25 protein-coding genes and 1 pseudogene are annotated in these 26,828 nt (G+C 64.3%); 10 read left to right on the forward strand and 16 right to left on the reverse strand.

The genetic code is table 11. From position 1 onward, the window contains the following. Positions 1 to 19: 19 nt before the first annotated feature. Both tsf and rpsB read right to left on the reverse strand, forming a co-directional pair. On the reverse strand, positions 20 to 838 hold the full coding sequence (tsf, locus tag ACWDTP_RS10840) for a translation elongation factor Ts (protein ID WP_450019391.1): 819 nt from the start codon (positions 836 to 838) through the stop codon (positions 20 to 22). Between the two features lie 20 nt (positions 839 to 858). Then, positions 859 to 1,695: a 30S ribosomal protein S2 gene (rpsB, locus tag ACWDTP_RS10845; protein WP_450019393.1), complete on the reverse strand. Its 837-nt coding sequence runs from the start codon at positions 1,693 to 1,695 to the stop codon at positions 859 to 861. A 306-nt stretch (positions 1,696 to 2,001) separates the two neighbouring features. Here rpsB and ACWDTP_RS10850 point away from each other — a divergent pair, with 306 nt between their 5' ends. Further along, positions 2,002 to 2,496, forward strand: a complete 495-nt coding sequence (locus ACWDTP_RS10850) for a M23 family metallopeptidase (RefSeq protein WP_450019395.1) — start codon at positions 2,002 to 2,004, stop codon at positions 2,494 to 2,496. A 34-nt stretch (positions 2,497 to 2,530) separates the two neighbouring features. Continuing rightward, the gene (locus ACWDTP_RS10855) at positions 2,531 to 3,487 is read left to right on the forward strand and encodes a TIGR03621 family F420-dependent LLM class oxidoreductase (RefSeq protein ID WP_450019397.1); all 957 of its coding nucleotides are present in this window, start codon (positions 2,531 to 2,533) and stop codon (positions 3,485 to 3,487) included. 34 nt (positions 3,488 to 3,521) lie between these two features. Here the strand turns inward: ACWDTP_RS10855 and ACWDTP_RS10860 are convergent, their stop codons facing one another. The 6 genes from ACWDTP_RS10860 to ACWDTP_RS10885 form a co-directional block, all read right to left on the reverse strand. Then, positions 3,522 to 4,409 (reverse strand): tyrosine recombinase XerC, encoded by an 888-nt coding sequence (locus ACWDTP_RS10860; RefSeq protein WP_450019398.1) that lies wholly within the window; start codon positions 4,407 to 4,409, stop codon positions 3,522 to 3,524. A 57-nt stretch (positions 4,410 to 4,466) separates the two neighbouring features. Then, a complete protein-coding gene (locus ACWDTP_RS10865) occupies positions 4,467 to 6,389 on the reverse strand; it encodes an acyl-CoA dehydrogenase (RefSeq protein ID WP_450019400.1) in 1,923 nt (640 codons plus the stop codon). After that, positions 6,386 to 7,432: an oxygenase MpaB family protein gene (locus ACWDTP_RS10870; RefSeq protein WP_450019402.1), complete on the reverse strand. Its 1,047-nt coding sequence runs from the start codon at positions 7,430 to 7,432 to the stop codon at positions 6,386 to 6,388. Before ACWDTP_RS10870 ends, ACWDTP_RS10865 begins: the two co-directional genes overlap by 4 nt. Positions 7,433 to 7,455: 23 nt before the next feature. Next, positions 7,456 to 8,079, reverse strand: coding sequence for a TetR/AcrR family transcriptional regulator (locus ACWDTP_RS10875; RefSeq protein WP_450019404.1), 624 nt, complete (start codon positions 8,077 to 8,079; stop codon positions 7,456 to 7,458). A 68-nt stretch (positions 8,080 to 8,147) separates the two neighbouring features. Beyond that, positions 8,148 to 9,308 carry a lactate 2-monooxygenase gene (locus ACWDTP_RS10880; RefSeq protein ID WP_450019405.1) on the reverse strand — a complete coding sequence of 387 codons (1,161 nt, stop codon included), beginning with the start codon at positions 9,306 to 9,308 and terminating at the stop codon, positions 8,148 to 8,150. Between the two features lie 36 nt (positions 9,309 to 9,344). Beyond that, a complete protein-coding gene (locus tag ACWDTP_RS10885; RefSeq protein WP_450019407.1) occupies positions 9,345 to 10,199 on the reverse strand; it encodes a siderophore-interacting protein in 855 nt (284 codons plus the stop codon). A gap of 210 nt (positions 10,200 to 10,409) precedes the next feature. Here ACWDTP_RS10885 and ACWDTP_RS10890 point away from each other — a divergent pair. Together ACWDTP_RS10890 and ACWDTP_RS10895 are read left to right on the forward strand one after the other, a co-directional pair. Further along, a pseudogene (locus ACWDTP_RS10890) lies at positions 10,410 to 10,532 on the forward strand (bifunctional hydroxymethylpyrimidine kinase/phosphomethylpyrimidine kinase); the annotation flags it as partial. Between the two features lie 180 nt (positions 10,533 to 10,712). Continuing rightward, positions 10,713 to 11,585, forward strand: a complete 873-nt coding sequence (locus ACWDTP_RS10895) for an inositol monophosphatase family protein (RefSeq protein WP_450019409.1) — start codon at positions 10,713 to 10,715, stop codon at positions 11,583 to 11,585. Here ACWDTP_RS10895 and ACWDTP_RS10900 read toward each other — a convergent pair. After that, positions 11,582 to 12,961, reverse strand: coding sequence for an L-serine ammonia-lyase (locus tag ACWDTP_RS10900; protein WP_450019411.1), 1,380 nt, complete (start codon positions 12,959 to 12,961; stop codon positions 11,582 to 11,584). The genes ACWDTP_RS10895 and ACWDTP_RS10900 overlap by 4 nt on opposite strands. Before the next feature lie 183 nt (positions 12,962 to 13,144). Between ACWDTP_RS10900 and ACWDTP_RS10905 the strand changes: the two genes are divergently transcribed. Then, entirely contained in the window at positions 13,145 to 13,774 is a 630-nt protein-coding gene (locus ACWDTP_RS10905) for a GntR family transcriptional regulator (RefSeq protein WP_450019413.1), read from the forward strand. A gap of 104 nt (positions 13,775 to 13,878) precedes the next feature. On the opposite strand, the gene ACWDTP_RS10910 is transcribed toward ACWDTP_RS10905, so the two are convergent. Then, entirely contained in the window at positions 13,879 to 14,958 is a 1,080-nt protein-coding gene (locus ACWDTP_RS10910) for an NAD/NADP octopine/nopaline dehydrogenase family protein (RefSeq protein WP_450019415.1), read from the reverse strand. A gap of 353 nt (positions 14,959 to 15,311) precedes the next feature. Between ACWDTP_RS10910 and ACWDTP_RS10915 the strand changes: the two genes are divergently transcribed. Together ACWDTP_RS10915 and ACWDTP_RS10920 are read left to right on the forward strand one after the other, a co-directional pair. Further along, positions 15,312 to 16,445 (forward strand): enolase C-terminal domain-like protein, encoded by a 1,134-nt coding sequence (locus ACWDTP_RS10915; protein ID WP_450019417.1) that lies wholly within the window; start codon positions 15,312 to 15,314, stop codon positions 16,443 to 16,445. Between the two features lie 69 nt (positions 16,446 to 16,514). After that, on the forward strand, positions 16,515 to 17,954 hold the full coding sequence (locus ACWDTP_RS10920; RefSeq protein WP_450019419.1) for a YfcC family protein: 1,440 nt from the start codon (positions 16,515 to 16,517) through the stop codon (positions 17,952 to 17,954). 26 nt (positions 17,955 to 17,980) lie between these two features. On the opposite strand, the gene ACWDTP_RS10925 is transcribed toward ACWDTP_RS10920, so the two are convergent. From ACWDTP_RS10925 to ACWDTP_RS10940, 4 genes are read right to left on the reverse strand one after another with little or no spacing between them, the layout of a single operon-like run. Next, a complete protein-coding gene (locus ACWDTP_RS10925; RefSeq protein ID WP_450019421.1) occupies positions 17,981 to 18,664 on the reverse strand; it encodes a glycerophosphodiester phosphodiesterase in 684 nt (227 codons plus the stop codon). 35 nt (positions 18,665 to 18,699) lie between these two features. Further along, entirely contained in the window at positions 18,700 to 20,055 is a 1,356-nt protein-coding gene (locus ACWDTP_RS10930; RefSeq protein ID WP_450019423.1) for an ABC transporter substrate-binding protein, read from the reverse strand. A gap of 44 nt (positions 20,056 to 20,099) precedes the next feature. Next, positions 20,100 to 20,954 carry a carbohydrate ABC transporter permease gene (locus tag ACWDTP_RS10935; protein ID WP_450019425.1) on the reverse strand — a complete coding sequence of 285 codons (855 nt, stop codon included), beginning with the start codon at positions 20,952 to 20,954 and terminating at the stop codon, positions 20,100 to 20,102. Then, positions 20,951 to 21,898, reverse strand: coding sequence for a carbohydrate ABC transporter permease (locus ACWDTP_RS10940; protein WP_450019427.1), 948 nt, complete (start codon positions 21,896 to 21,898; stop codon positions 20,951 to 20,953). Before ACWDTP_RS10940 ends, ACWDTP_RS10935 begins: the two co-directional genes overlap by 4 nt. 179 nt (positions 21,899 to 22,077) lie before the next feature. Between ACWDTP_RS10940 and ACWDTP_RS10945 the strand changes: the two genes are divergently transcribed. Beyond that, entirely contained in the window at positions 22,078 to 23,001 is a 924-nt protein-coding gene (locus ACWDTP_RS10945) for a sugar-binding transcriptional regulator (RefSeq protein WP_450019429.1), read from the forward strand. A 44-nt stretch (positions 23,002 to 23,045) separates the two neighbouring features. Here the strand turns inward: ACWDTP_RS10945 and ACWDTP_RS10950 are convergent, their stop codons facing one another. Then, positions 23,046 to 23,432 (reverse strand): hypothetical protein, encoded by a 387-nt coding sequence (locus ACWDTP_RS10950; protein WP_450019431.1) that lies wholly within the window; start codon positions 23,430 to 23,432, stop codon positions 23,046 to 23,048. A gap of 74 nt (positions 23,433 to 23,506) precedes the next feature. Next, positions 23,507 to 24,805: a glycerophosphodiester phosphodiesterase family protein gene (locus tag ACWDTP_RS10955; protein WP_450019433.1), complete on the reverse strand. Its 1,299-nt coding sequence runs from the start codon at positions 24,803 to 24,805 to the stop codon at positions 23,507 to 23,509. A gap of 270 nt (positions 24,806 to 25,075) precedes the next feature. Between ACWDTP_RS10955 and ACWDTP_RS10960 the strand changes: the two genes are divergently transcribed. After that, a complete protein-coding gene (locus ACWDTP_RS10960; RefSeq protein WP_450019435.1) occupies positions 25,076 to 25,804 on the forward strand; it encodes a GntR family transcriptional regulator in 729 nt (242 codons plus the stop codon). 36 nt (positions 25,805 to 25,840) lie between these two features. Further along, on the forward strand, positions 25,841 to 26,761 hold the full coding sequence (locus ACWDTP_RS10965) for a transporter substrate-binding domain-containing protein (RefSeq protein ID WP_450019437.1): 921 nt from the start codon (positions 25,841 to 25,843) through the stop codon (positions 26,759 to 26,761). Positions 26,762 to 26,828: the final 67 nt, after the last annotated feature.

Below are 26,828 nucleotides of genomic sequence, written 5' to 3' on the forward strand. Positions count from 1 at the left end.
GCGCCGCTCAGGTCTGCGGCTAGGCCTGACCGACCTCGAACCGGACGAACCGGGTGACGGTCACGCCTGCCTCGTCGAGCAGGGCCTTGACGGTCTTCTTGTTGTCGGACACCGACGGCTGATCGAGCAGCACGACGTCCTTGTAGAAGCCGGTCACGCGGCCTTCGACGATCTTGGGCAGCGCCTGCTCGGGCTTGCCCTCCTCCTTGGCCGTCTGCTCGGCGATGCGACGTTCGTTGGCGACGATGTCCTCGGGCACGTCCTCACGGGTGAGGTAACGGGCCTTCAGCGCGGCGATCTGCAGTGCGACCGCATGCGCGGCCTCGGCACCGTTGTCACCGGTGTACTCCACCAGCACACCCACGGCCGGCGGCAGGTCCGCGGCGCGCTTGTGCAGGTAGGTCTCGACCGTGCCGTCGAAGTAGGCGACGCGGCGCAGCTCGAGCTTCTCGCCGATCTTGGCCGACAGGTCGGCGATGGCCTGCTCGACGGTGGTGTCGCCGGTTTTGGCAGCCTTGAGCGCGTCGATATCGCCGGCCTTCGCCGCCGCCGCTGCGGCGACGATCTGCTCGGCCAGTGCCTGGAACTCGGCGTTCTTGGCGACGAAGTCGGTCTCGGAGTTGAGCTCGATCAGCGCGCCATCCTTGGCGGCGACCAGACCTTCGGCGGTGGCGCGTTCAGCACGCTTGCCGACGTCCTTGGCGCCCTTGATACGCAGCAACTCGACGGCCTTGTCGAAGTCGCCGCCGGCCTCGACCAACGCGTTCTTCGAGTCGAGCATGCCGGCGCCGGTCAGCTCCCGAAGCCGCTTGACGTCGGCAGCGGTGTAGTTAGCCATGTAAGCCTTCCCCTGAGTGATTACGAAGCGTCAGTGGATGATTCGGTGGTGGCGGCACCGTTGGCAGCGCCTTCGGCGGTGCCCGCGGTCGCGCCGGCGAGCAGCTCCTGCTCCCACTCGGCGAGCGGCTCGGCGCCTGCGGCGTCCGGCTTCTCGCCGCCGCCCTGGCCGGCCCGGGCCTGCAGGCCCTCGGCCACCGCGGAGGCGACGACCTTGGTCAGCAGGGCCGCCGAACGGATCGCGTCGTCGTTGCCCGGGATCGGGTAGTCCACGACGTCGGGATCGCAGTTGGTGTCGAGGATCGCGATGACCGGGATGCCCAGCTTGCGGGCCTCGCCGACGGCGATGTGCTCCTTGTTGGTGTCGACGACCCAGATGGCCGAGGGCACCTTCTGCATGTCTCTGATTCCACCCAGCGACCGCTCGAGCTTGTTCTTCTCACGCGTCAGCATGAGGATTTCCTTCTTGGTGCGGCCCTCGAAGCCACCGGTCTGCTCCATGGCCTCGAGCTCCTTGAGGCGCTGCAGCCGCTTGTGCACGGTGGAGAAGTTGGTGAGCATGCCGCCCAGCCAGCGCTGGTTCACATAGGGCATGCCGACGCGGGTGGCCTCATCGGCGATCGATTCCTGCGCCTGCTTCTTGGTGCCGACGAACAGAACGCTGCCACCGTGGGCGACGGTCTCCTTGACGAACTCGTACGCCTTGTCGATGTAGGTCAGCGTCTGCTGCAGGTCGATGATGTAGATGCCATTGCGGTCGGTGAAGATGAACCGCTTCATCTTGGGGTTCCAGCGACGGGTCTGATGCCCGAAGTGGGTGCCGCTGTCGAGCAGCTGCTTCATGGTTACAACAGCCATGGTGAAGCCTGTGTCCTCTTGTTGTCGGTTGTCGCCCGGCGTCGGGTGATGCCGGGCCCTGGTGCCTGCCGGTCACCGGACCCGCCCCGGGAAACCCCAGGTCGGGACCGCCGGCATCCGTGTACGACCCCGATGAGGCGGCCGTGGCGCAGACACGCGAAGTCAGCCCGAATACACGAGCTGCGGATAGCAGTTTACACGCTGCTCGGGGGTGCTTTTGCCACGCGACGGCCGGTCGGTGCGGTTATCCACAACCGGCCCGGTTGGGGCTCGCATCCGCCAGCCCCGACGCGGTGAACTGGGCGGATGAGATCGGTGGTGGTCCTGGTCAGTGTCGCACTGGTCTGGGCGGCGGCCCCGGCGCACGCGACCGGCGAGCGGCTGCGCTGGCCGGTGTCACCGCGGCCGGCGGTGACCAGGACGTTCGACGCGCCCGCACCGAACTGGAAGCGCGGGCATCGCGGCGTCGACCTTGCCGGCACATCGGGGCAGGCCGTCCACGCCGCCGGTCCTGGCACGGTGGTGTTCGCCGGCACACTCGCCGGGCGCCCGGTGGTGTCCGTCGCGCATCCGGGTGGCTTGCGCACCAGCTACGAACCGGTAGCGCCGGCCGTGCGGGTGGGCCAGGTGGTCGGGGCGGGCCAGCCGCTCGGCCTGCTCGTCGAAGGACATGCCGGCTGCCCCGTGCCGGCCTGCCTGCACTGGGGGGCGATGTGGGGCCCCGCATCGCGGGCCGACTATGTCGACCCGCTGGGCCTGCTGGCCGAGACGCCGATCCGGCTCAAACCGCTGACCGGCTGAACACACCTGCCTACCCTCGGGCGCATGGCCCGTCATGCCGCCGCCGGATCCCACCGCGACCGGCCGCTTCGGCCTGCACACGGCCCTGCCGCGGGGCACCGATTTCGCCGAGTTCGCCGCGGGCGTCGAAAACTCCGGTTTCGACGTGCTGACCATCCCCGACCACCTGATGGCGTCGCTGTCACCGTTCTCCGGCGCCGCGACCGCCGCCGCGGCGACCACCCGGCTGCACACCGGCACGCTGGTGCTCAACAACGATCTGCGGCATCCGGTCGATACCGCCCGCGAGACCGCCACCCTCGCCGCCCTGTCGGGCGGGCGGTTCGAGCTCGGGCTCGGAGCCGGGCACATGAAGTCCGAATACGACGCCGCCGGACTCAAATTCGACACGGGCGGGGTCCGGGTGGACCGGCTCGTCGAATCGGTATCGGTGATCCGGCCGCTGCTGGCCGGTGAGGCCGTCGACGTCGACGGTGCGCACTACTGCGTGCGCGCGCCCGCAGGCGAACTGGTCGCCGCACCCGATGTCGCGGTGCCGCTGCTGATCGGCGGCAACGGCACCCGGGTTCTGCAGCTGGCGGGCCGGGTCGCCGATATCGCCGGGCTGGCGGGTTTCAGCCACAATCGCGACGCCACCGAGGTACGGCTGACCCACTTCGATACCGCCGGGCTGTTGGATCGGATCGCGGTGGTGCGCGAGGCGGCCGGTGACCGGTTCGACGCCATCGAACTCAACGCGCTCCTCCAGTTCGTCGTGCATACCGATGACCGGGCCGCGGCCGCCGTGGAGCTGGCCGCGCCGCTGGGCGCCGACCCCGAGTTGCTGCTGGCCTCCCCGTTCGTGTTGTTGGGGACCTATGAGCAGATGGCCGAGGAGCTTTCGGAACGCCGGCGCCGGTTCGGGGTCAGCTACTGGACGGTGTTCGACGAATGGCCGGGCCGCGAGCCCGCAAGGCCGCACCTCGCCGAGGTGATCAAGCTGCTGCGTTGAACGCCGTGATGTCGACGTTCGGCGGTGGTGGGTGTCAGGCCCTCGGGTGCGCCTGATCGTGCACGGCCCGCAGGCGCGCGACGGTGACATGGGTGTAGAGCTGGGTGGTGGCCAATGTGGTGTGGCCGAGCAGTTCCTGCACGATGCGCAGGTCTGCGCCACCCTCCAGCAGGTGGGTGGCCGCGCTGTGCCGCAATCCATGCGGGCCGATATCGGGTGCGCCGGCGACCGCGGACATGGTCTGGTGCACGACGGTGCGGGCCTGCCGCGGGTCCAGCCGGCCACCTCGCGCCCCGAGCAGCAGGGCAGGTCCGGAGCCGGAGGTGGCCAGCGCCGGACGCCCGTCGCGCAACCAGGAGGTGAGGGCTTGGTGGGCGGGTTCGCCGAACGGCACGGTGCGCTGTTTGTCGCCCTTGCCCAGCACCCGCAGCACCCGGCGTCCGGCGTCCACATCGTCGACGTCCAGCCCGCACAGCTCGCTCACCCGGATTCCGGTGGCGTAGAGCAGTTCGACGATCAGCCGGTCCCGCAAGGACAGCGGATCACCTTCCTGGGCACCGGAATTGATCGCCGCCATCGCCTCGAGCGCCTGGTCCTGGCGCAGCACCGCCGGCAGCGTCCGCCGGGCTTTGGGCACCTGCAGCCGGCCCGCCGGGTCGGCCTGCAGCAGCCCGCGCCGGCAGGCCCACGCGGTGAAGGTCTTGACCGACGAGGTCCGTCGCGCCAGCGTGGTACGGGCCGCACCCGCCGATGCCTGTGCGGCCAACCAGGCCCGCAACCGCGGCAGGGTCAGGGATTCGAGTCCACCGGCGGTGTACCCGAACAGCGACCGCAGATCGCCCAGATAGGCCCGCCGGGTGTGCGCCGAGTATCCGCGTTCCAGCTCGAGATACTGGTCGAACTCGCCGAGCAGGGTGTCCACTCCCCTACCGTGGCAGATGCCGGTGCGGTGTCCACCCGACGCGCCGCGCGGTGACCGTCACGGCTTCATCTCATACCGCCCGGCCAGCGTTCTGGCCTTGGCGACGACGCGATCGTGACGCGCCCCGTCGGCGACCGGCTGCCCGATGATGTCGAGTGCACGTTGTTTCTGCGCCGCGGTGGCATCCGGATGGCAGTGCAGTCTGGTCGCGTGCGTGGACATGTCGGTGACGAGAACCGCGAACAGCTGGTCGATCAGATCGGAGTCGATCGCCTCGATCTCGGCCTGCTCCAGGATCAGCTGCGCATACGGGACGAGGGTGAACATCTCCCCGATCGCGAACAGGAAGTCGACGTTGCGTTGCTGGTCGGCGGTCGGGGTGGCCACCGCCAGCAGCGTCTGCAGCGCCTTGGCCTGCTCGAGGAAGACTCCGACGTTCGGCGTCGAGGCCGCCCGCCGCAGCACCGCCTGCCAGTCACCGAACCGGATCTTCGCCAGGCCGCTGCTCGGGCCCTGATCGAACAGGAAGTCGTCGTTGGCGGCGTCGCGGCGGGTGCCGATCGTGGGCAGGTCGGCCAGCAGCGGTTTGAGCTGCGGAATACGCCGCGCCAAGGGCGCTCCCGCGAGTGCGCCTCCGGTGGCCCGCAGCCCGCCCGCGAGTGCGTTCACCACCGGGGCCGGGGCCCGGCCGACCGGAAGAACACCGAGTGCCGCCAACCCGGCGTCGGAGGCGCCGAACATGTAGTTCTGCATGAACTTCAGCGACAGCGCCATGTTGACGTGCACCGTGCCCTCCAGGCGCGGCAGCCCGGTGACACCGAGCAGCGCCATGGTGAAGTACATATCGGATTCGAAGGCACGCGCGGCGATGGTGTCGGCCAGCAGCGTGACGATCTTCTCGCCCTCACGGGTGACGTTCATCTTCTCGATCGCGTTGAACAGCAGATAGCGCCGGTCTTGCGAACTCGCGCCGCGCATGTAGTCGACGGCCCGCTCGCTGTAGAGCTTCATCCCGACCAGCCGGGCGTAGCCGTCGGCGAGCATCCGGCGGATCTGCGGGAACTCGGTGACCCGCTGCCCGAACAGCACCCGGTTCTCGGCGTGCGTGACGGCCTCGTACATGGCGTGCTCGCACGCACCGATCGCGCCGAAGCCGAGGTTGAACTTACCGATGTTGACCGTGTTGATTGCGGCGTTGAACGCGGCCTTACCCTCGTGCAGGATGTCCTCGGCCGCGACCGGATAGTTCTCCAGATCGAATGCGGCGACGTACATCTGACCGTCGACCACGTTCTTACGGAGGTGATAGTCCGGATGTTGGCTGTCGGCGGCGAAGAACAGGTACCCTTCGAAATCTTCCTCCGGCCGGCGACGGTCAAGATCGGCGCTGTCGATGATCGGCTTGTCGGCGCGACGGCCGAAGACCGACACCATCCCGGCCAGGTTGCCGTTGCCGATGTAGTACTTGCCGCCGTTGGCGAGGTATCCGTTTTCGCCGTCGGGCGTGAGCACCATGTCGGTCGAGTAGACGTCGGCACCGTGCTCCTGTTCCGACAGGCCGAACGCGAAGATCTCCCCCGAATCAAGCTGTGCGGCAGCCTTTCTCCGAGCCGCCGAGTTCTGTGACTGCCAGATCGGGCCGAGGCCGAGGATCGTGACCTGCCAGACGTACCAGTACTGCATGCCGTAGAAGCCCAGGATCTGACTGTACATGGCGTTGCGTGCGGTGTCCCAGCGTTTGTCGGGATCGCCGTCGGCCTCCGACTCGGGGGTCAGGAAGGTCGCGAAGATCCTCTCGCGCTTGACCAGATCGAGGAACTCGCCGTACCAGACCCGGTCGCGGTCCTGCTGCTTGAGCCACCGCTTACCGTGGGATTCGAAGAAGTCGACGGTGGCGCGAAAGATCTCGCGCGTTCTGGTGTCGAACTGGTCGAAGTCGGCCCGGTTCGGGTCGAACAGCACGTCGGACCGTACGGTCATGCCAAACTCCCGAGGTAGGACTGGGATTCGATGAGGCCTTCGTCGCTGGGCGGTTGCCCGTGCCCGAACACCCGCTCGCGCTGGCGGGCCCGCAGCTCCTGGTGTGCGTCGGCGGGTTTGGCGTAGCCATAGCGCCGACGCCCCTCCTCGGGGCTGAGAACGTCGGCCGAGCGCGGCGGCACGCCCATGATGTAGGGGCCGGCGATCGGCACCACCGAGGGCGCGATGATCTTGGCCACCAACAGCTTCAGCCGGCGAACCCGGTCGACCACGCCGAAGCCGAGCTTGAGCACCGGGCGCACGGCCAGGTCGACCAGGCGTGGCTGGTCGAATCCGCTGAGCCGGCGCATCCACCGCGGCATGGTGGCGATGGTTCCCGCCCGCAGGAACCAGTTGAGGATCTCCACCGCCGGCCGGGCGAACCACGGGGCTTGCGGTAGCACCACTTTCGCGTTGAGCAGATGATCCATCATGGCACGCGCGGCTTCGCTGACCGCGAGGTGCGGGCGCATCTGTTCGAAGTACTCGTTGATCCCCTCCCGGGTGCGCGGGACGTCGGCCGGAGCGCAGGTCTGGAATTCGGCGGCAGTCGCGCAGTCCTGCCAATAGCGGGCTTCGTCCTCGGCCGAGAGCTTGCCGCCCCCGTAGAGCTCGTAGGCCTTGAGCACCGAGTGCCAGCCGGTGAGCAGGATCCACAGCTGGGATTTGGGATCGTTCGCGTCGTAGGAGTTGCCGCTGAGCGGTTCGGTGCCGATCGCCTTGGAGTGCACCTTGACCAGGACGTCGGCGGCCTTGAGCACCGATTCGGTGTCGGCGAACGCGACCATGGCGAAGTAGCGCACGGTCCGGTCGTAGCGGGTGCGGGGCCGGTCGTAGTTCGCGCCGGTGGTGTCCACCGCGGCGATCAGGGACGGGTCGAGTTCCTCGACCACCACGGCGCGCTGCAGCCCGATGATCGGGGTGGTGGCATGGCCCCACACCTTCCAGGTCACCGAGTCCGGCCCGAAGAACCCGTAGTCGGCCATCGGCTGGAGATCGGACATGTGTGTACTCCTCTGTGCTGGGATCAGGCGGTGCGAAACGCCCGGTAGGTGGCCGATCCGAGGAAAGTGCCCAAGGTGTCCGGGGTCCAGTCTTTTCCGTCGTCGCGCAGCAAGGTCCGCACCGCGGCTTCACAGCCGGATACGAACTGCTCGACCAGAACCGGCAGCTTCTTGTCGGCGTCGGTGGTGCCCCAACGCTCCAATGTCGGCGCCAACCGCCGGGAGACCTTGCCGACCAGCACCGCACGACCGTTGCGGAAGTGTTCGGCCACAGCGGGATCGGGGTCGGCACTCATCACCATTCGCCAGGAATACGGGCGGCGCGCCACGGTGTGCAGCAAGGCCCGGAAACCGTCCACGAACACGGTCTCGTCGGCGTCCGGTTTGCCGTGCGGCAACGCGTCGATCGCATCCCGAAGCAGCAGCCCCAACTCACGTTCGAGCAGCGCCCTGATGAGCTCGACCCGGTCCGGATAGCACGAGTACACCACCGGGCGGGTCACCCCGAGCTGCTTGGCGACCGCGCCGATGGTGACGGCGGCCACCCCCCGTTCCATGGCGACCGTCAGCGCGGCGTCGAGCACCTGGGGGCGGCGCCGCTCGGGCCCCAGGTGGGCGGCCCGTTCACGGACTGTTCCTACAGTCATGAAGGAAAATACTACACCAATGAATAATTTCTCCGCCAGTAGCGGCCGGCTGTGCCGGTCACAAGGTTCTATTCGACGCGGCGCAGCGTGTCCGGGGCGAGGTCGGCCAATGTCGGATAGCCGTCGACGGCCATGATCAGGTCGGCTTCGGCGAGCAGTGAGCGCAGCACGTGCACGATGCCGTCGACGCCGCCCAGCGCCAGCCCGAACGCGTACGGCCGGCCCACGCCGACCGCGCTCGCACCAAGGGCCAGCGCCTTGACGATGTCGGCGCCGCTGCGGATCCCCGAGTCGAACAGCACCGGCAGGCCGTCGGCGGCCTCGACGACACCGGGCAGGCAGTCGATGGCGGGCAGCCCACCGTTGGCCTGGCGGCCACCGTGATTGGAGCAGTAAATGCCGTCCACGCCACCATCTTTGGCGCGCCGGGCGTCGTCGGGATGGCAGATGCCCTTGACGATCAGGGGCAGTGTGGTCAGCGACCGCAGCCAGGGCAGGTCGTCCCAGGTCAGCGGATTGCCGAACAGGCTGACCCAGCGCAGCACGGTGGCCTGCGGGTTTTCCTCTGGCGGCTGTGGCAGCCCGGCGCGGAACACCGGGTCGCTGGTGTAATTGGCCAGGCTTTTCCCGCGCAGCTGCGGAAAGTTCGAGGTGGCCAGGTCGCGCGGGCGCCAGCCCGGTACCCAGGTGTCCAGGGTCACGATGATGCCCTTGAATCCGGCGGCTTCGGCGCGCTGCACCAGGCTGGCGGCCAGGTCCTTGTCGGTGGGCGTGTACAGCTGGAAAAACCCTGGGGTGTCGCCGAATTGGGCGGCGACGTCCTCCAACGGGTCCTCGGTCAGGGTCGAGACCACCATCGGGACGCCGGTGGCCGCGGCCGCCCGCGCACCGGACAGATCGCCGTGACCGTCCTGCCCGCAGATGCCCAGCACCCCGATCGGCGCCATGAACAGTGGCGAGGGCAGCTTGAGCCCGAACAGGTCGACGCTCAGATCGCGTTCCCGATGAGCGTTGAACATCCGCGGAATCAGACCCCACCGGTCGAACGCGGTGCGGTTGGCCCGTTGGGTGCGCTCGTCGCCCGCACCGCCGGCGACGTAGGACCAGATCGACGCGGGCATCGCGGCCTCGGCCCTGGCCTCAAGGCCGGCATAGTCCATCGGCATGGTCGGCAGCACGCCGGACAGGCCCTGAAGATAGATCTCGAGTTGGAAGTCGCCGTATGCCATGACGGCTACCTTGCCATCCGCGTCGGCCGGCCGGGATCAGGTCGCGGCGCCGGCTTCGGCTTTCGCCAGCTCGGACTTCCACTGCCGGAACGTTTCCTCGGTGCGGCCGCGGCGCCAGTACCCGGAGATCGACGCGGCCCATTTGGCCTCGACGCCGCGCTCCTTGCGGATGTAGGGCCGCAGGCTGTGCATCACCGCCTGGGCTTCGCCATGGATGAAGACCTGCACCTGACCCGGCAGCCACAGCGCCTCCTTGACCGCGGCGACCAGTGGCGCGTGGTCCCCGGCCCGATCCTCGCCGACCAGGTCGGCCCGGCCGCCGCGGTGGATCCAGGTGATCTCGACCCCCGACGGCGCCTTGAGCGCGATCTCGTCGTCGGGCCCGGCGACCTCGATGAAGACCTTCCCGATCGCATCGTCGGGCATGGCTTCCAGGGCCGTGCTGATCGCGGGCACTGCGGCCTCGTCACCGGCGAGCAGATGCCAGTCGGCGGCCGGGTCCGGCGAGTACGCACCGCTCGGACCCATCAGGTAGGCGGGCTGGCCGGGGGTCACCGCGGCCGCCCACGGGGCGGCAACCCCGTGATCGCCGTGGACGACGAAGTCGATGGCGATCTCGCGGCGGTCCTCGTCGACGTGGCGCACGGTGTAGGTGCGCACGGTCGGGCGGCGCTCGGCGGGGAGTTCCTGAAAACTGTCCAGGGTCAGCGGCTGTGGCAGCGCGGCGACGTCGACTCCGGCCGGAACGATCACGAACTTGACGTAGGAATCGCTGAACTCGCTGGGTGAGAACGTGTCGAAACCGGTGCCACCGAGCACCACTCGCACTGTGTGTGGCGTCACCTGTGCGCGGCGCACCACTTGGAACGTGTGCACGGGTCGTCCTGCCATACCGCCTCCAAACTCGTCATCGGCCGTTTATTAGCCGACCTCACCGACTATACGGAGACCGGTGGCCTGAGTGGGGCCTACCGGCGTTTGATCGGCAACGGTCGATGTCCGATTCGGGTGGAACCGTGGACGGCGTTCTCAACCTCGTACGCTCATCTACGTAGTTGACGCTTACGTCATCGCAGGATCCGAAGCTACCGACGGCGTCGGCCCGAATGCGTCATGGCGAAAGACGACGTCGAGCTTCCCGGCGACGATGCCGTCGACGTCGTCTTTGACGGCACGAATGCACATGTCCTGCGTGCGCCGAAGGTGGATAACGAACGGGTGGCGCTGGTGACGGTTGACAGCCCGGGAGGCGTGAATCGCGTCGAATCTGCGATGAGAGAGCTCATACGAGCGCCGGTCGGGAAGGTTTCGCGAGAGCCCTTGACCGACCGCCGGTGCGCTGCGAAAGACTGCATGTAGCTGACTTGTTCGGCACGGGCCCGTCGTCGCTGGAAGAGAGTACCGATGCCCAATGAACCACAAGGTCGCGCGAGTTGCGACGAAAAGGACGGTGTGACCGGTAATCTGGCGGAGTTACTCTCGTTCGCTGAGGAACTCGCTCGTCGCGCGGGCCGGCAGGTGCTGGATGCCGCGCTCGACCGATCCGAGGCTGTGACCAAATCCGGTGCTGCGGACTGGCTGACCCCGGTCGATGAGAACGTCGAAGACCTAGTCCGGTCAGCTATTTCGGACCGCTATCCGACTCATGGCATCGTCGGTGAAGAGCGAGGTGCCGTCGAGGGGACTGACGTGGTGTGGCACATCGACCCTATCGATGGAACGACTAATTTCCTCTACGGCCTGGGCAATGTATCGGTGAGCATTGCGGCGTTCGATACCGACGGGCCAGCCGTCGGGGTCGTCCACGACGTATATCGCGAACAGACGATCGGCGCGGCACGGGGCAGCGGCGTGAGGCTCAACCGGGTCCCCATACCGGTGCCCGACGCCATCGAATCCGTCACGGGCCAGGTAATTCTCACCGAGTGGTCCGAGGGGTACCGCGCCTGGGCCGGAATGGAACCGTTCTTGCAATGGGTGAGCGGCGAACAGGCAACGGTACGGATCATCGGCTCGTGCGCATTATCGTTGGCGCATGCGGGGCTGGGCAGGGCCGCGGCCACGATCCTGCCCGGGCGGTACAACAGTTGGGACGTGGCTGCGGGCGTTGTCATTGCGACCGAGGGCGGCTGTCAGCTATTCGACGCTTGCGGTCCGACGCTCGGCCTACCTCAGAACGGGTTGCTCGTCGCCGGAACCGCTGTTGCACAGACCGTTTGGGAAGCGTGGCGACTCAGCGCTCCTGCCTCAGGAACGGAAGCCAGTTCTGTCAATTAGCATTCGGGGACGTTGACAGCTAGTCCGCCGGTTGAGGTTTCCTTGTACTTCGACAGCATGTCCTGACCCGTCTGACGCATCGTCTCGATGGCTTGGTCGAGAGTCACGCGATGAGTACCATCTCCGTGGAGTGCGATTTTGGCTGCGTTGACGGCCTTGACGGCTGCGATGGCGTTGCGTTCGATGCACGGGATCTGCACTAGTCCGCCTATCGGGTCGCAAGTGAGACCGAGGTTGTGTTCAATCCCGATCTCGGCCGCGTTTTCGACTTGCGTCGGCGTCGCTCCCATGAGTTCAGCCAGGCCGGCGGCCGCCATGGAACACGCAGATCCGACTTCCCCTTGACAACCGACCTCCGCGCCGGAGATGGATGCACGTTGCTTGTACAGGACGGCGATGGCGCCGGCGGTCAGCAAGTACCGGACGATCGCGTCCCCCCTCGACGAGCGATCACCGAGTTCCGGTAGGTAACGCAGCGCCCAGTACAGGACTGCCGGAACGATTCCTGCCGCTCCGTTGGTGGGGGCGGTAACAATTCTGCCGCCTGCTGCGTTTTCTTCGTTGACGGCCATGGCCGCGGCGTTGAGCCAGTCCATGGAATGGGCGTGGGAGTCGCGGTCGCCCGTGTTCAGTCGGGTGCGAAGGCCCGGTGCTCGACGACTCACCTTCAACGGTCCCGGCAAGTATCCAGTTGCGGCAAACCCGTTGTGTATTGACCCTTCCATGACGCGCCAGATCCCTAAGAGTCGGTCGCGCACGTCGGTCCGGCTACTGCTGACCAGTTCGTTGCGCCACATCACCTCACTGATCGCGATGTCGTGTTCAACGCAGATCGACAGCAGTTCGTCCGCAGTTTCGTAGTGCAGTGGTGCTTGTCGGTCAGGGCCGACCTGGGCGGGTCCACCATCACGTTCGACGAATCCACCACCGACGGAGTAGTAGGTCGCCTCGAATCGCGCTGGCTGGACCGCCGGCTGGGCGTGAACAACGAAACGCATTGTGTTGGTGTGGCGACCCTTAATCGTAAGCGGATGCATTCCGATCTCGGACGTGCTGAAAGGGAGCGACTTGATCCCCCCTAGCCGCAGAATCCGGTGACAGTCGATCGCTTCGACCCGGTCGCGCGCATAACCGGGGTCGATCGTCTCCGGGCGATTGCCTTCGAGCCCGAGCAGAACAGCCCCCAGGGTGCCGTGACCACGTCCCGTCGCAGCAAGGGAACCGTAGAGATCAACCTCGACTCGGGTCACCAACTGCAGATCGATGAGTTCTGCCACCTCTTTCACGAACATCGCGGCGGCGCGCATCGGTCCAACCGTATGAGAGCTGGACGGACCGATGCCGACCGAGAACAAGTCGAACACACTGGTACTCAATTGAGTTATCTCCTCAGGACCCACAGAAACCGGGTTCGCTCTGATCGCCTCGTCCGATGACGGCGTCCGGAGGTGATGTGAGCAGCACCATATCCGAGTTGACTGTCAGACAGACTGAGTAACATACAGTCAAGGTTCCAGATATCGAGCGAGGCAGGTGTGCAACTCATGAGCGTCAGGCGCGTGACCGTTTCGGAGCAAGTCATCGCCGAGCTGCGATCACAGATCATTCGCCACGAGTTGGTGCCTGGGCAGCCGGTGACCGAGGACGCGATGGCCAACGCCATGGGTGTCTCGCGACCGACGATTCGCCAGGCGCTGGCCGGACTGGAGGCGGAAGGCCTGCTGAGCCGAAGCAACACCAACCGTGTACTTCGCGTGACGAGCTTGTCCGCGGAGGATGTGGCGAGTGCGTACCGGGCCAGGCGCGTGCTGGAGCTCGCCGGGATCGAGGCTGTCGCGCATGCCCCGCAGGAGCGGCTCGACGCATTCTGGGAAGTGATCGACAGCATCGAAAAGGCTGTGGACTCCGACGACCTGACCGACCAGGTGAGAACAGACTTCAGGATGCACGAGTCGATAGTTGACCTGCTGGATTCTCCCGACCTGTCGACGCTCGAAACCCAACTGCTGACTCGACTGCGGCTGGCCTCGATCGGAATCGCCAGCGATAGCGAGTGGCAGAAGATGATTCGAGCCAACCGCGACTTGTGTGCGCTGATCACGGCGCGTCGCGTCAACGATGCGCGATACCAACTCGAGGAGCGGCTGTTCGAATCGGAGCGGATGGTGATTTCCGCGCTCACGGGCTGACCTGCCGTTCTGGACCGGCCCCGGACTGCGCGGTCGATCGATGACTCCAGGACTGGTGGGCTGGGCATTGCGAGTTCGTCGATTCGGCCTGCATCCTGGGCGCATCAGGCCACTGCCGCGGCGATCTCAGGCACGCTGAGCCGCTCGAGGTCGAGTCGAGCCAACGTACGACCCCGCTCGCGGAAATTCACGTCGATCAGCGATGACGCGAGATCGATCGCGGCGTCGATGAGCGGGGTGGTGACGCCTGCCGCCCGGCCCAGTTCCGATAGTGGCACCAGGCCGGTGGCCACGTCTTCAAGGAGATAGCGCGTCTGCAACGTGGTAGGACCGGCGATATCTGTGTACGCGACATTGTTATGGACTGCGTCGTAGAGAGTTTCGACCTGGCGGCCGTAGCTGTCGGTGTACCACTCGGGCAATGTCTGGACCTCGACCCCGTATGCGTCGGCGATCTCCAGACGCTCTTTGTCGAGGCGTTCGATCAACGACGCGACAGCTGGGGTGATCCCCTCGTGGTAGTAGTCGAACGGCGCGGCCGTGTCGCACCTCGCCGCGTTCAGCAAGGTGGGGAGCGGGTGGACCATCGCGTTGATGTTGGCCAGGCTGGTGAGCAGTACGTTCCGCACGGCGTGAAACTGCGGCAGGACCGGCGAGAGCGTGGCGATGGCAGCTGTGGTGGCAGACGCAGGCAGGCATGCGAAGTCCACGCGGTCCTTGATCGCGTGGACCAGTACAGTGCCGGGTCGCGCGCTGCGGCAAGTGAACAGCATGTTGTTGGTTTCACCGACCGTGATCGACCCCGCGCCGGCGCGACGAAGGATGCCACGAACTTCCAGCGCGCCGCCGGTCGCTCCCGGATTCAGGATGACCAGCTGGTCATCCTTCACATGTGCGGCCATCTGCTCAGCGACCGAGGCGTGGAACATCGTCGGAATCACGACCAAGATGACGCCAGCGCCCGCGACCGCCTCCTCGAGATCGGAAGAGACGACGTCGAGAGTCGCCGACCCCGTCAACGCGGATCCTCGCGCCGTTACCGACCCGATCTGACGGAGTTCATCGATTCGTGCCGAGTCGACGTCCCATACCTGGACTCTCTGCCCCCGCAGGCCCAGATAGGCCGCGAAGGCATGGCCGCCGTTGCCCATCCCGAGTATCGCGAACGTCTGTTGATCAGTCATCTTCTTCTCCTTGGGCGAAGCACGAGCAGTCACGAGCAGGCACGTCATGCGACATCTGGCTGCGGAAGTTGATAGCCGCTGCGCTCGTCACACTGTCTGACAGCACCACCCCGTCAGTCTGTCAGACAGACTGACGGCATACAAGGCCGTCGGTCGCCGAGAATGCCGGGCTCTCATTCGCGGCCCATTGTGACCGTTGACATACAGTCAAGCTGTCTGACAGTATTACGCCACCAACAGCGAGGTGTGACGCCATGGATCCACGCTGGTCTTGCGAATCCTGGCGATCCCTACCCGACGTACTTCGACAACGAGTTCGCACGTCTGTGCGGAGCGCAGGATAGGAGCATCCGATGGCGACGATCGGTACGGCCGAGATCTTTGAGATCGAGGCCCGGTTCTTGACGCCGTACAAGATGGCGCACGGGACCTTCACCTCCACGCGCGCAGTGCTGATCAAACTCACCGACGCGGATGGAGTCGAAGGATGGGGCGAGGCAGACCCGAGCCGAGCTTGGTCGGGTGAATCCACCGCCGAGGCCGTCCAGATCCTGAAAGAATCTTTGCTGCCGCACGTGTTGGCCGCTCCCCATCCACATCCCGGATTGATCGACGCCGAGCTCGATCGCCTTGTTCCTAGACAGCTGAGCGCCAAGGGGGCCGTGAGCATGGCGCTCGTCGACATCCTCGGAAAGCGACTGGGGGTGCCGGCAGCCTCTCTGCTCGGCGGGGCAATCCGCACTGCGCTCCCAGTTCTGTGGCCGCTGGGTAACGGAACCGCAGACGACGACATCGAGACGATCGATGACCGCGTCGCGCAGGGATACAGCACCTACATGCTCAAAATGGGATCCGCCCCGCCCGACAACGAGATCCACCGGGTCCAGCGGCTCTACGAACGATACGGCGAGGAACTCACTTTCATCCCGGACGCGAACCAAGGCTGGTCACGGGATCAGGCATTGGAGTTCATTCGTGGTGTCGAGCATTTACCCCTCGCATTCCTCGAGCAACCGCTCGAGAAGTCCGATCTGCAGGGCATGGCACTGCTCGCGAGAAGCACCGACCTCCCACTCTCGGCAGACGAATCGGTCATCGACATCGAACAGGCCGGGAGCACTGCGAAGTCCGGTGCGGCGTCGGTGTTCAGCATCAAGAGCAGCAAGAACGGCGGCCCCCTCAGAGCCCAACGAATCGCCTCGGTGGCCAAGGCGTTCGGCATCCGTTGCTACATGAACTCGATGCTCGAATTCGGCATCACACAAGCAGCGTCATTGCAGCACGCGGCAACTATCGACGGACTCGTCGAGGTGGGACACGCCTTCATGTCCACCTTGCGGCTGGCCGACGACCCAACCGACTTCTCCTCCTTCGTCCGCGATGGAGTCGTACATCTCCCCGATCGCTGCGGGTTGGGCGTTGTCGTCGATGAGGCGCACGTCTGGCGCCTCGCGAGACGCGAAGAACTTGTCACTCGTGCCACCTAGCACGAACCGACGTCATCAGGACCAACACCGCAAACCCTGAACCTGCCATCCGAATCGGAGCACAGCCCAATGAGCACAGAGGAACTGCAACCTACGGTCCGCAGCGCCCTACCAACCAAAGTCAAAGGCGACATCAATGCCTACGTGGTCGTCGCGGGACTTATCTTCTTCGCTGCGCTGGCTACCTACTTGATCCCCGCCGGCGCCTACGACCGAGTCATGAATCCGGATACGGACGTCGAGACGGTAGTTCCCGGGACATTCCACAGTGTCGACGGGACGCCCGTCGGCCCTTGGCAGGTATGGGGCCTGATCCAAGAAGGATTGGCCGACGCCGGAACGATCATCTTTTTCATCCTGATAGTCGGCGGCTGTTTCGGCCTGATCAGCCACACCGGTGCGATCACCGCACTCATCGCCCGTGTGGTCACGTTCTTCCAAGGTACAAGGTTCGAAAAATGGTCGTTCATTATTGTTTTCGGCATCTTCTTCATCTGCTCAGCAACGTTCGGGTTTGGCGAGCAGGCGATTATCTTTGTGCCGTTCATCGTCATGATGGCGATCGCACTCGGCTACGACGCCGTGGTCGCTGTCGCCGTGGTCGTTCTGGCCACCGCCCTCGGCTATGCCGGATCCATCACAGGGCCCTTCAATGTCGCAATCGCCCAGGAGATCTCCGGCCTACCGATCTACTCCGGGTACTGGTTCCGCCTCATCTCGGCCGCGATCATCTTCGCGATCGCCGCCGCCTACCTACTGCGGTACGCCTCGAAGATCAAGAAGGATCCGACGCAGAGCCTCGTCGCGCACATCGACTTCACCGACGTCGAAATGCATGACGATCCACATGACGTGGTGATGACAGCGATGCACAAGCGCGTCCTGATTACTTTCCTCGTTTCGATCAGCTTCATGATCTTCGCCATGCTGAAGTTCGACTTCGCTCTCAAAGAGCTGACGGGCTACTTTCTCTTCGTCACAGTGGCGATCGGCATCGTCGCCTGGATGCGGCCAGGAGATGTCGCCGACAGCTTCGTAGAAGGCGCACGAGCATTGGTGTACCCAGCTCTGCTGGTTGGCTTCGCGCGCAGCATCCAGGTCATCCTCGAGTCGGGAAACGTCCTCGACAGCATCATCAACGGCCTTGTCCAGCCACTGTCGGCTCTCCCGGTCTTCCTGGTTCCCGGAACCATGGTCTTTGTCCAAAGCCTGATCAACCTCGTCATTCCCGCAGCTTCCGCCATGGCTGTGGTGACGATGCCCATCATGGCTCCGCTGGCCGACCTGCTCGACATCCAGCGTCAGACAGCGGTATTCGCATACCAGTTCGGCGACGGCATAACCAACTTGATCTTGCCCAGCTACCCCATCCTGATGGCGGCATTGGGCCTGGCTCGCGTGCCGTTCGGGAAGTGGTTCAAATTCTCTTACCCGCTCGTGATCATGTTGTTGATCACCGTATTCATCCTCGCGACGATCGCCGAACTCATCAAAGTTGGCCCGTTCTAGTCCGTCGTACAGCGAGGGTCCTGCGATCATCCCCTGCCCAACATCCTCACAATCGCGCCGGGATTGTCAGAAGTGACACCCGCAACGCCGAGTGCGATCGCTCGTTCGAGGCTGACGGCGTCGTTGACGAGCCACACGTAGACCTGTATACCCGCGTCCTGGGCCGCGGTAACCGCTGTCCGCGAAGTCGCTTGAATACCGGCGTAGACGGCGCCGGCACCGAGACCAACGGCAGTCGCGATCACCGCGTCGTCCAACCGATCTGAGATCAGTCCGAGTCGGCCCTGCGGGAAGGATTCCTTGATCTTTCGCAGTACGGCCGAATCAAAACTGCTCAGCGTGAACCTTTCTCGGTCAGGTCGGCGGCGGATCTCGTCGACAACAGTCGGGGCAGAACGCGGATCTTTGATCTCGACCTGCACCGGGACCGTCACGGAATCGAGGGCGGCGGCGAGCGTGGGTGGCGGTAGCCCGTCAGCCCCGGCAATGCCACGCAAAGACGCTGCCTCCAGGTCGGCCACCGCGCCGTGCCCGGTTGTCGTTCGCGAGATGTCCGGATCGTGCATGACGATGGTGGTTCCGTCTCTGGTGCTGCGCACGTCCAGCTCGATGGCGTCGGCGCCGTCGGCTTCGGCTCTCCGAAAGCTGGTCAGTGTGTTTTCGGGGACGACAGCAGGCGTGCCGCGGTGGCCGATGACGGCGAAAGGCATACCAGGATCGTGAATAACAGCGGGCCGCAACGACATCAGACAGCGACCTTTTCCTCATAGTCGTCACGGAAGTTGTCGGCGTGCCGTCGAAGTTGATCCGCGAGTGGCGGGAAGAGATCCGCCGGCTTTTGGTTGTCACCCCATACGATCTCGAGGGTGTTCCAGACATCGCGTCCCACATCGGGTACCCAGGCCCGTAACGTGTCGGTCTCTCGCGCGTAGACCAGCTGCTTGGCGGCCAGCGCGAAAAGCGGGTTCTTGTCGACGGCAGCGCGGTACGCGGGATCGTTCTCCGCGGCGATGGTCGCGGGGATGTAGCCGGTTCCGGTGCTCCATGCCGCCGCCTGGGCGGGCCGCGCGAGGAACTTGACGTACTCCATCGCGGATTGTTTACGCTCCTGCGGTACGCCACTGAGCATTACGAAACCGCCTCCGCCCGTTGCAATCGCAGGCGTCACCTCAGATGGCATGAAGGCGGCCGACAGATCGAAGTCGACGAGGTCGAGCAGCCCGCGCAGCGACGCCGTCGACATGGCGGCCGAGGCGATGGTGCCATTCTGGAATTCGGCGACGATGTCCTTGGCCAGGCGCGCGGAGCCATCGTCGAATACCGTCGCACGGGTGAATTCTCCAGCTGCGATCGCCCTGTCCGAGTCGATCACGACATCGAGTCCGTTCGCTTCTGCCGCGCCGAAATTCCAGAGTATCCCCTGAAATTGCCAGTCCAGGTCCTGCGCCGAGTAGCCATACATCCGTACGTGCCCGGAGGCGGGGAACTTCGACCGGAACCTGCGGCCCCACTCCCGTAGCTCGGACCACGTTTGCGGTCCACGGTCGGGCAAGCCTGCCTTGGCGAACAAGTTTCGGTTGTAGTAAAACAGGGGCGCGCTTCGGGCAAACGGCACCCAGTAGGTCCTCCCCCGGACTTGCCCCTCGGCCAGGAAGGCCTCGCTGTAGCCGCTGAGTGGGAAGTCGTCATCGTAGAAGTCGTCCAGCGGTGTGATCGCGTCACTGAGGTAGAGCGATCCCCATGCCTCTTTGGCGAGAATCGCGATATCCGGGGTCTGGCGAGCTCGGATCCCGGCGACCACCTTGGTCATCGTGTCCGGGTACCTGCCCTGGAACTGAACGTCGGCATAGATCTGGTCCTGTGAGGAGTTGAAGCTTGCGGTGAGCGTGTCGAGTGTGCGACTGATTTGCGGCTCGTTGAATGGTGACCACACCACGATCCGTTGGCGGTTCGCAAACTCCTTCGGGATGTCGCCGGGGGGTTGGGTGAAGTCTCCGGCCGAGCCGCCGCCGCATGCGCCGAGTGCGAGGCCTGCCCCGGCCAGGCCCGTGGCGGCGAGAAACGATCGGCGCGACAACTTCGGGAATGAAGCGATGGACATGGCCGGTCTCCTTGGAGGATTCGACGTTATGGAGGGATGGGCGATCAACCCTTGATCGCCCCGTGGGTGAGCCCGCTGACGATGAACCGCTGTGCGAACAGGAACAGGATGAGCATCGGAAGCAACACGAAAACCGTTCCGGCCATGATCGGCCCCCAGTTGTTGACGCCTTCTTCGTTGCGCAGAAAGAACAAGCCGATCGGCAGCGTTCGCATCGAGGCGGTGTTGGTGACGATGAGCGGCCAGATGAATGAGTTCCACTCGTCGATGATCGAGAGCAGGCCGACCGTGATGACGCCGGAACGTGACATCGGCAACACGATTTCGACGAGCCGTCGCCAGTGACCGGCGCCGTCGACCTCGGCTGCTTCCAGGATCTCACGCGGAATAGTGAGCATGTGCTGCCTCAGCAGGAACGTTCCGAAGACCGAGCCGATGCCGGGCACGATAAGCCCTGCATAGGTGTTGAGCCAACCCAGTTCGCTGACGGTGAGGTAGTTGACGATGAGGGTGACGTTGCCCGGGATCATCATCGCCGCCAGCAGAAGCAGAAACAACACGTTCTTGAGCGGAAACCGCACAAAGGCGAACGCGTATGCGGTCGTGCAGGCCATGGCGAGCTTCGCGGCGGCGCCGATCACTGTCGTGATCGCGGAGTTGATGAGAAAGTGGTCGAACGGCGCGGCGTTCCAAGCGTCGCCGAAGTTCTGCCAGCGCAGCGAACTCGGAACGAGTTGCAGTGGGTACTGGTAGATCTCCGATTCATCCTTGAGGGCTGAGGAGAACAGCCAATACATCGGGATGAGGAACAGCGCGGCTGCAACGGCGAGCATCGCGTAGAGCGGGAGTCGGCGCCGCAACGGATCTGTCCGGCTTCCACGCGACTTGACTTTGGTCACTGGTAGTGCACCTTCGCCTCGATGAAGCGCCGTTGGAGGCCGGTGAGGACGAGCAATGCGACGAAGAGAACCATCGCTCCAGCAGCCGCGCGCCCGACGTTGAAGTTCTGCAACCCCTCCTCGTAGATGAACCAGCTCAGGGTTGTCGTCGCTGTCCCGGGGCCACCGCCGGTCAACACGGCGATGACGTCGAATGCCTGGGTGGTATCGATGATCGAAACGACAAGGAGAAAAAACGTCGTCGGCGACAACATCGGAAGCGTCAAGTCCCAGAACTGGCGGAGCGGGCCGGCGCCGTCAATAGTGGCCGCCTCGTAGAGGTCTCGCGGCAAGTTTTGCAGCGCCGCAAGGTAGACGATCGCACAGAACCCAATGCCTTTCCAGACATAGACGATGATCAGCGCGATCAGGGCGTGGCTCGAACTCGTCAGCCACGGCGGAGCTTTCGCACCAAGGACTTCGAATGCCGCTCGGGCAAGCCCGAATCCGGGGTCAAAGATGAACGCCCAGATCATCGCGACCGCCGCGCCGGAGAGGACGTGTGGCGCAAATGCTGCTGTCCGGACCATATTTCGGCCGACCAGCCGCTGATTGAGCAGTTGCGCGAGCAATAACCCCAGCGTCATCGTGGTTCCCACAACACAAACGGTGAAGATCGCCGTGACGCGCAGGATGTTGGCGAATTCAGACGAGGTGAAGATCCACACGTAATTGTCGAGACCGGCGAACTTCGGCGTGGGTCCGATCAAGTCCCAGTCCATAAAGGACAGGACTGCGTTGTACGCGGCCGGGTAGAGCCCAAACACGACGATAACTGCGATGTTCGGCAGCGCGAAGGCGAGGAATACGCCCCATTCACGCCGTCCCCGCGTCGATCCCCGTGGCCGTGGCGGAACGACTGTGTGCGTTGCGGCGGCAGGAATCGAACGGTGAGGAGCGATCATGCATCCGCCATCCCTTCTGCTCAAATGAGCAGTGTCGCACTCGTATTACGCATGGAGCGTTGCATCGGCCAGCACAGTCGTCAACAATTGCTTCCAAATCGAGCTGCTGATGCTCAGATGTGCAGAGAAGGTGAACAATGGGCGAAGCTCAGGCTGCCGGACCCGTGAGACTGGTCCAGATGGCGGCCGTGGCGCGGCGGTACTTCCTGGACGGAAAGTCGAAGAGCGAGATCGGCAAGGAGATGCATCTCAGCCGGTTCAAAGTCGCCCGGCTACTCGATGAGGCGCGCGCGACCGGGCTCGTCCGCATCGAGATCCGGCAAACCGGACAGCTCAACATCAACCTCTCCGACCGTCTACAAGAGGCCTACGGTCTACGGCACGCTGTGGTCTTGGACGTCGCCGACGAGACGAACGTAACCGCGCTCCGGGAATCACTCGGGGGAGGATGCGCCGACCTACTCAGAGACGTTCTCACGCAGGATGACACACTTGGCCTGGCATGGGCACGATCCGTCAGCGCGATGAGTGGCGCGCTCACCGGCCTTCCGCCCTGCTCAGTCGTGCAACTCTCCGGCGCACTGTCAGGCTCGATCCGGGGACCCGTCCAGGACAGCTCCATCGAGCTCGTCCGCAACGTCGCATCGATCGCATGCGGGCCCGCAGCATACTTCTACGCCCCGATGATCCTCCCGAACGCGACCACCGCGCGAACGCTGCGCCAACAACCAGACGTGGCGCGCGCGTTGGCACTGATCCCCCAGGTCACGGTCGCCGTTGCCGGGATCGGATCCTGGCAACCAGGACTGTCCACCGTGCACGACGCCTTCGGACGGGACGAACGCGAGCAGCTGCGTGCCGACGGGGTCCTTGTCGACATCGCCGGCGTTCTTCTGGATCGAGACGGCCAGCCCGTTACGACCGACCTCACCGAACGCATGATCACCATCCGTCCGAAACAACTGCACGACGTGCCGGAGGTGGTCGGCATCGCGTACGGCACGGCGAAAACGCAGGCAGTACGAATCGCCATCGAGGCCGGCTACATTGACGCGCTGGTCACCCATCCGGCGTTGGCCCTTGAGCTCCTGACGATCGTTTGACGAGACCTCGGCAAGGTCGGTGGCAACTACACGGAGCCCCGACGTCATAAGACCTTGAGCTGTGGGAACGCCAGCATGTCATCGAAAATGGCCATGGCTACGGGATCAAGCCTCACTGTTGCGGCCGCGCCGGTGAACGGTGCGAGGATGTCTGCCCGCAGCTGATGGAGGTCGTCGTGTTCGTCGGCAGTGGCCTCGACAAGCCGATACCCCAGAGTCGAATGAAAGACGTACCCGTCGAACTCTTCGAGCGACATATGCAGGCAGTCCTGCATCTGTCGCCGGAAGTTGGCGAGCGCACGCTCGGTTGCAGCATCGACCGGCAGGAGCCGTACAGCAATGGCACTCCCGCTGAAGATGTGATTCTTCAATCCGTCGGCGCGCATTGTGACCGGTTGTGGCGGGCGTATTTTCGCCTTGGTGACCGACACCTCGCCTGGATCTGTGCGAGAGGGCTGATGTCTCCGTAGCCGAGGATCGGAAGACTGATGCGGGTTGGTGATGGTCAGGAGGCGAAGTATGAGTAGATGTCCTCGACGCGCTTGTCGTCGTTATAGAGGTAGATGTGGTCGGCGAGGGTGTTGTTGAGCACCTCAGCGGTGCGGCCGTTGAAGTGGCTGGTGGCGGTGTCCGTGCCGGGTCCCACATAGATCTTGTAGTAACTCCCTGGCTCGATGACGGCACCGTCACCCGTATGCAGTACGGCGTTACCGTACTCGCGCAGGGTGTACGCGCTGATGTCGATCGGGCGGGTGCTGGTGTTGCGCAACACGACATATTCGCCGGCGTCGAGCGCGATGTCGGCGCCCTCGGGGTTGTACACGACACTGTCGACGACGACGCCGTTTCGGTTGGGCAGCGGGTCATTGCCCGCGATGACGGCCTTGGCCACGTCGGGGGTGTTGGTGAGGACCACAGCCATCCCCTGCTTGACCGCCATGTCGATCAGGTTGGGGCCGTCGGACACCTCTGAAACGCATTTGATCCCGGCGTTCTGGATTCGGCTGACCTGGGCGGGTGTGGAAAGACCGGGGTGACACAATGTTCCGCCGGCCCAGTGCGCCACCTCGTCGAGTTCGCGGTCGTTGGCAGTAACCCAGGTGTAGGTGACGCCGTTGGCACCGAACGCCGCTACCGGGACGTCGGGCAGCAGCTTGTGGAACTCCTGCATGGGTGCCGGTTTGGCCGACTGCATCCAGATCGCCGGCGCACCGTTGCCGGCCCTGCCCTCATCGGTATAGCCCAGCGCGCGCAGTTCGTCGGCAACGTTGGCGACGATACCCGGATACAGCTCCGGATTCTTGATCTCGGGATAGAGCCCGACGCGCCGGTCGGTAAAGCCGATCCACTCGCGCAGCGTCGGGATCTTCTCCGCGGCGTAGGCAGGGTCGAACCAGGAACCCGCGTCGAGCTGCTTGATCTCTGCGAGGGTGAAGTCGCGGACGTTCCACGGGGCTCGGTCGGGAAAGCGCTCCTCGACGTTGGTGGTCCGGCTCAGGGTGTCATCGTGGATGATGACCAACTCGCCGTCTTTGGTTTGTGCAACGTCGCCTTCGAGGGTGTCGGCGCCATCGTCGATGGCGCGCTGGAAAGCCGCGATCGTCTCCTCTGGCGCATATTTCGACGAACCGCGGTGCGCGAAGACCAGCGGGCCCTTACTCGTGTCCGTCCCGACCCCACCGCCCTCGGCCGCGTCTGTTGGCGCGTCCCCGCACGACATCAAGATGGCGGACACCGAGACCGCGACCGCCAGGGCGATTGCGGCTCGGGCGTGATCGGAATGCCGTGTTGTGCTGGGGTGCATAGTATTTCAGTGTCCCTTCGTAGGATTCGTCAACCCATTAGCCTCTACCCGCAGATGGTGTTTTAGGCATCGTCACCGTTGACACCACCTGAATTTCTGTTGAGGCGTAGCCGAATTCGGCCCAGATCAATGTCGGCGTTCACTCTCACTCGACCGCCCGACGCCCAACTGTCCGGCCAGGCCCCGCCACCGCCATGGAGATCAGCCCAAAAACACTGGTGTGAGATATTGACCGGTCATTTGATGAAATGTAAGGTCTATCATGTGTCCGTGCCCCAGTATCAGACGATCCGCTCAGAAATCGAAGCGCGAATTCGTTCCGGTGAGCTCAAGCCGGGTACACGACTCCCTGCTGAAGTGGAGCTCCAGAAGGAGTACGGCGTGAGCCGGGCGACCGTTCAGAAAGCCGTGAACGAACTCGCGAGTTCTGGACATGTCGTCCGCCACCGGGGTCGGGGAACGCACGTAGCCCAGGGTGCGCCCCAGATGAACCTGCTACGTTCGGTTGATCCACGACAGGACGCGGCGGGCGTACCCGGCCGCCTGGTAGTGGTATCCGCTGCGGTGATCACGGCGGGCAAGGCCGAAGTCGATGTACCGGGCATCAACGATGAAGCTCCTGTAATCCAACTTGTCCGCAAACGAGTCGACGACAACGACGCTCCGTTTGTCATCGAGGTTTCGGCCGTGCCCTTTTCGTTGGCTCCGCATCTGCTCGATGGTGATCTCGACGATCTGAAGATTCGTGGATACTTCACCGACCACGCGATCGCAATCTCGCGGTCGCGTATGTATTTCGATCCCGTTCTGCTCCAGAAACGGTACGCCGAACTGTTGGATATCGAGCCGGGTGTGGCCATCTTGCGTCGCCGCAGGTACATGTGGCGACCCAACGGTCAGATCGCGGAATCCGCTGCGTATTACCTACGGCCCGGGACCGTCGACTTCTACATCGAGTACTCGGAGACGGAAACCGACAGCCCCAGCTCCCCGATTTGAACCGTCCCCATCAGGCCCACCCGAAAGGCCACTGACATGAAAATCACCCGAGCACTACATGCCTGTATGGCCGGCGCAACCAGCCTCGTTCTGTTGGGCGCATGCGCCAACCCATCTCTCACCAGCGACGACGATCGAGACGCAATAAGCCAGGAGATCGTCGAGAGCGTTTCCAAGGACGACACCACCGCGGCCATGCTGCCGGACGCGATCAAGAACAAGGGCAGTTTCGTGGTCTCGATCAACGCCAATCTCGAACCGATCAAGTACGTCAACAGTGATGGCGTCATCTCCGGTCTCAATCCCGACCTCCTGCGCGCCGCCGGTCGAATACTGGGTACGGAAGCCATTTTTCAAGAAGGGCCCTTCGACGGCTTCATACCGGGCCTGCAGGCGGGCCGATTTGATGCCATCGCCTCGATCGCAGACTTCGTCGAACGTCAAACCTACGTCGACTTCATCGACTATCTGAGGAACGGCACCGCCATCATCACGGGCCCGGACTTCGAACGAGATGAACTGAAAGCGGACGACCTCTGCGGATACAGCATCGGCTACACCCGTGGATCCTCGCAACAGGGAAGCCTGGAAGCCGCAGCAGCCAAGTGCGCGGCACAAGGGCGACCAACGCTGACCATCAACGGATACGGCGAACCGAACGCCGGACTGCTGTCCGTCCAGAGCGGTGAGGCCGACGGGTTCTGGGGAGACGCCCCCCAGGTGATCTACAACGTGGAGAAGTATCCCGATCGCTACAAGATGGTGTACCGATCCAACACGAGCATCCTCGGAATCGGTATTAGCAAGAACAATCCGCAGTTCCGAGATGCCTTACGGGCCGCACTGCTCAAGCTGGTCGAAGATGGGATCTACAACCGCATCCTCGAGCATTGGAACCTCGAAGAAGCTGCCTTACCCGAGATGGACATCAACACCGAAATGACGATGGACGAGTGACGGCTATGAACACGACGATACGCAACTCTGCTGCACCGCAAGCGACATCGCCGCGGCAGTTGGCGGC

The sequence above is a fragment of the Mycobacterium sp. NPDC003449 genome (assembly GCF_053588415.1).

What these genes read in the sequence shown, in the direction of transcription:
- tsf (WP_450019391.1), bottom strand. Translation starts at nt 838, where the DNA reads ATGGCTAACTACACCGCTGCCGACGTCAAGCGGCTTCGGGAGCTGACC.
- rpsB (WP_450019393.1), bottom strand. Translation starts at nt 1,695, where the DNA reads ATGGCTGTTGTAACCATGAAGCAGCTGCTCGACAGCGGCACCCACTTC.
- ACWDTP_RS10850 (WP_450019395.1), top strand. Translation starts at nt 2,002, where the DNA reads ATGAGATCGGTGGTGGTCCTGGTCAGTGTCGCACTGGTCTGGGCGGCG.
- ACWDTP_RS10855 (WP_450019397.1), top strand. Translation starts at nt 2,531, where the DNA reads ATGCCGCCGCCGGATCCCACCGCGACCGGCCGCTTCGGCCTGCACACG.
- ACWDTP_RS10865 (WP_450019400.1), bottom strand. Translation starts at nt 6,389, where the DNA reads ATGACCGTACGGTCCGACGTGCTGTTCGACCCGAACCGGGCCGACTTC.
- ACWDTP_RS10870 (WP_450019402.1), bottom strand. Translation starts at nt 7,432, where the DNA reads ATGTCCGATCTCCAGCCGATGGCCGACTACGGGTTCTTCGGGCCGGAC.
- ACWDTP_RS10875 (WP_450019404.1), bottom strand. Translation starts at nt 8,079, where the DNA reads ATGACTGTAGGAACAGTCCGTGAACGGGCCGCCCACCTGGGGCCCGAG.
- ACWDTP_RS10880 (WP_450019405.1), bottom strand. Translation starts at nt 9,308, where the DNA reads ATGGCATACGGCGACTTCCAACTCGAGATCTATCTTCAGGGCCTGTCC.
- ACWDTP_RS10885 (WP_450019407.1), bottom strand. Translation starts at nt 10,199, where the DNA reads ATGGCAGGACGACCCGTGCACACGTTCCAAGTGGTGCGCCGCGCACAG.
- ACWDTP_RS10895 (WP_450019409.1), top strand. Translation starts at nt 10,713, where the DNA reads ATGCCCAATGAACCACAAGGTCGCGCGAGTTGCGACGAAAAGGACGGT.
- ACWDTP_RS10910 (WP_450019415.1), bottom strand. Translation starts at nt 14,958, where the DNA reads ATGACTGATCAACAGACGTTCGCGATACTCGGGATGGGCAACGGCGGC.
- ACWDTP_RS10915 (WP_450019417.1), top strand. Translation starts at nt 15,312, where the DNA reads ATGGCGACGATCGGTACGGCCGAGATCTTTGAGATCGAGGCCCGGTTC.
- ACWDTP_RS10920 (WP_450019419.1), top strand. Translation starts at nt 16,515, where the DNA reads ATGAGCACAGAGGAACTGCAACCTACGGTCCGCAGCGCCCTACCAACC.
- ACWDTP_RS10925 (WP_450019421.1), bottom strand. Translation starts at nt 18,664, where the DNA reads ATGCCTTTCGCCGTCATCGGCCACCGCGGCACGCCTGCTGTCGTCCCC.
- ACWDTP_RS10930 (WP_450019423.1), bottom strand. Translation starts at nt 20,055, where the DNA reads ATGTCCATCGCTTCATTCCCGAAGTTGTCGCGCCGATCGTTTCTCGCC.
- ACWDTP_RS10940 (WP_450019427.1), bottom strand. Translation starts at nt 21,898, where the DNA reads ATGATCGCTCCTCACCGTTCGATTCCTGCCGCCGCAACGCACACAGTC.
- ACWDTP_RS10945 (WP_450019429.1), top strand. Translation starts at nt 22,078, where the DNA reads ATGGCGGCCGTGGCGCGGCGGTACTTCCTGGACGGAAAGTCGAAGAGC.
- ACWDTP_RS10955 (WP_450019433.1), bottom strand. Translation starts at nt 24,805, where the DNA reads ATGCACCCCAGCACAACACGGCATTCCGATCACGCCCGAGCCGCAATC.
- ACWDTP_RS10965 (WP_450019437.1), top strand. Translation starts at nt 25,841, where the DNA reads ATGAAAATCACCCGAGCACTACATGCCTGTATGGCCGGCGCAACCAGC.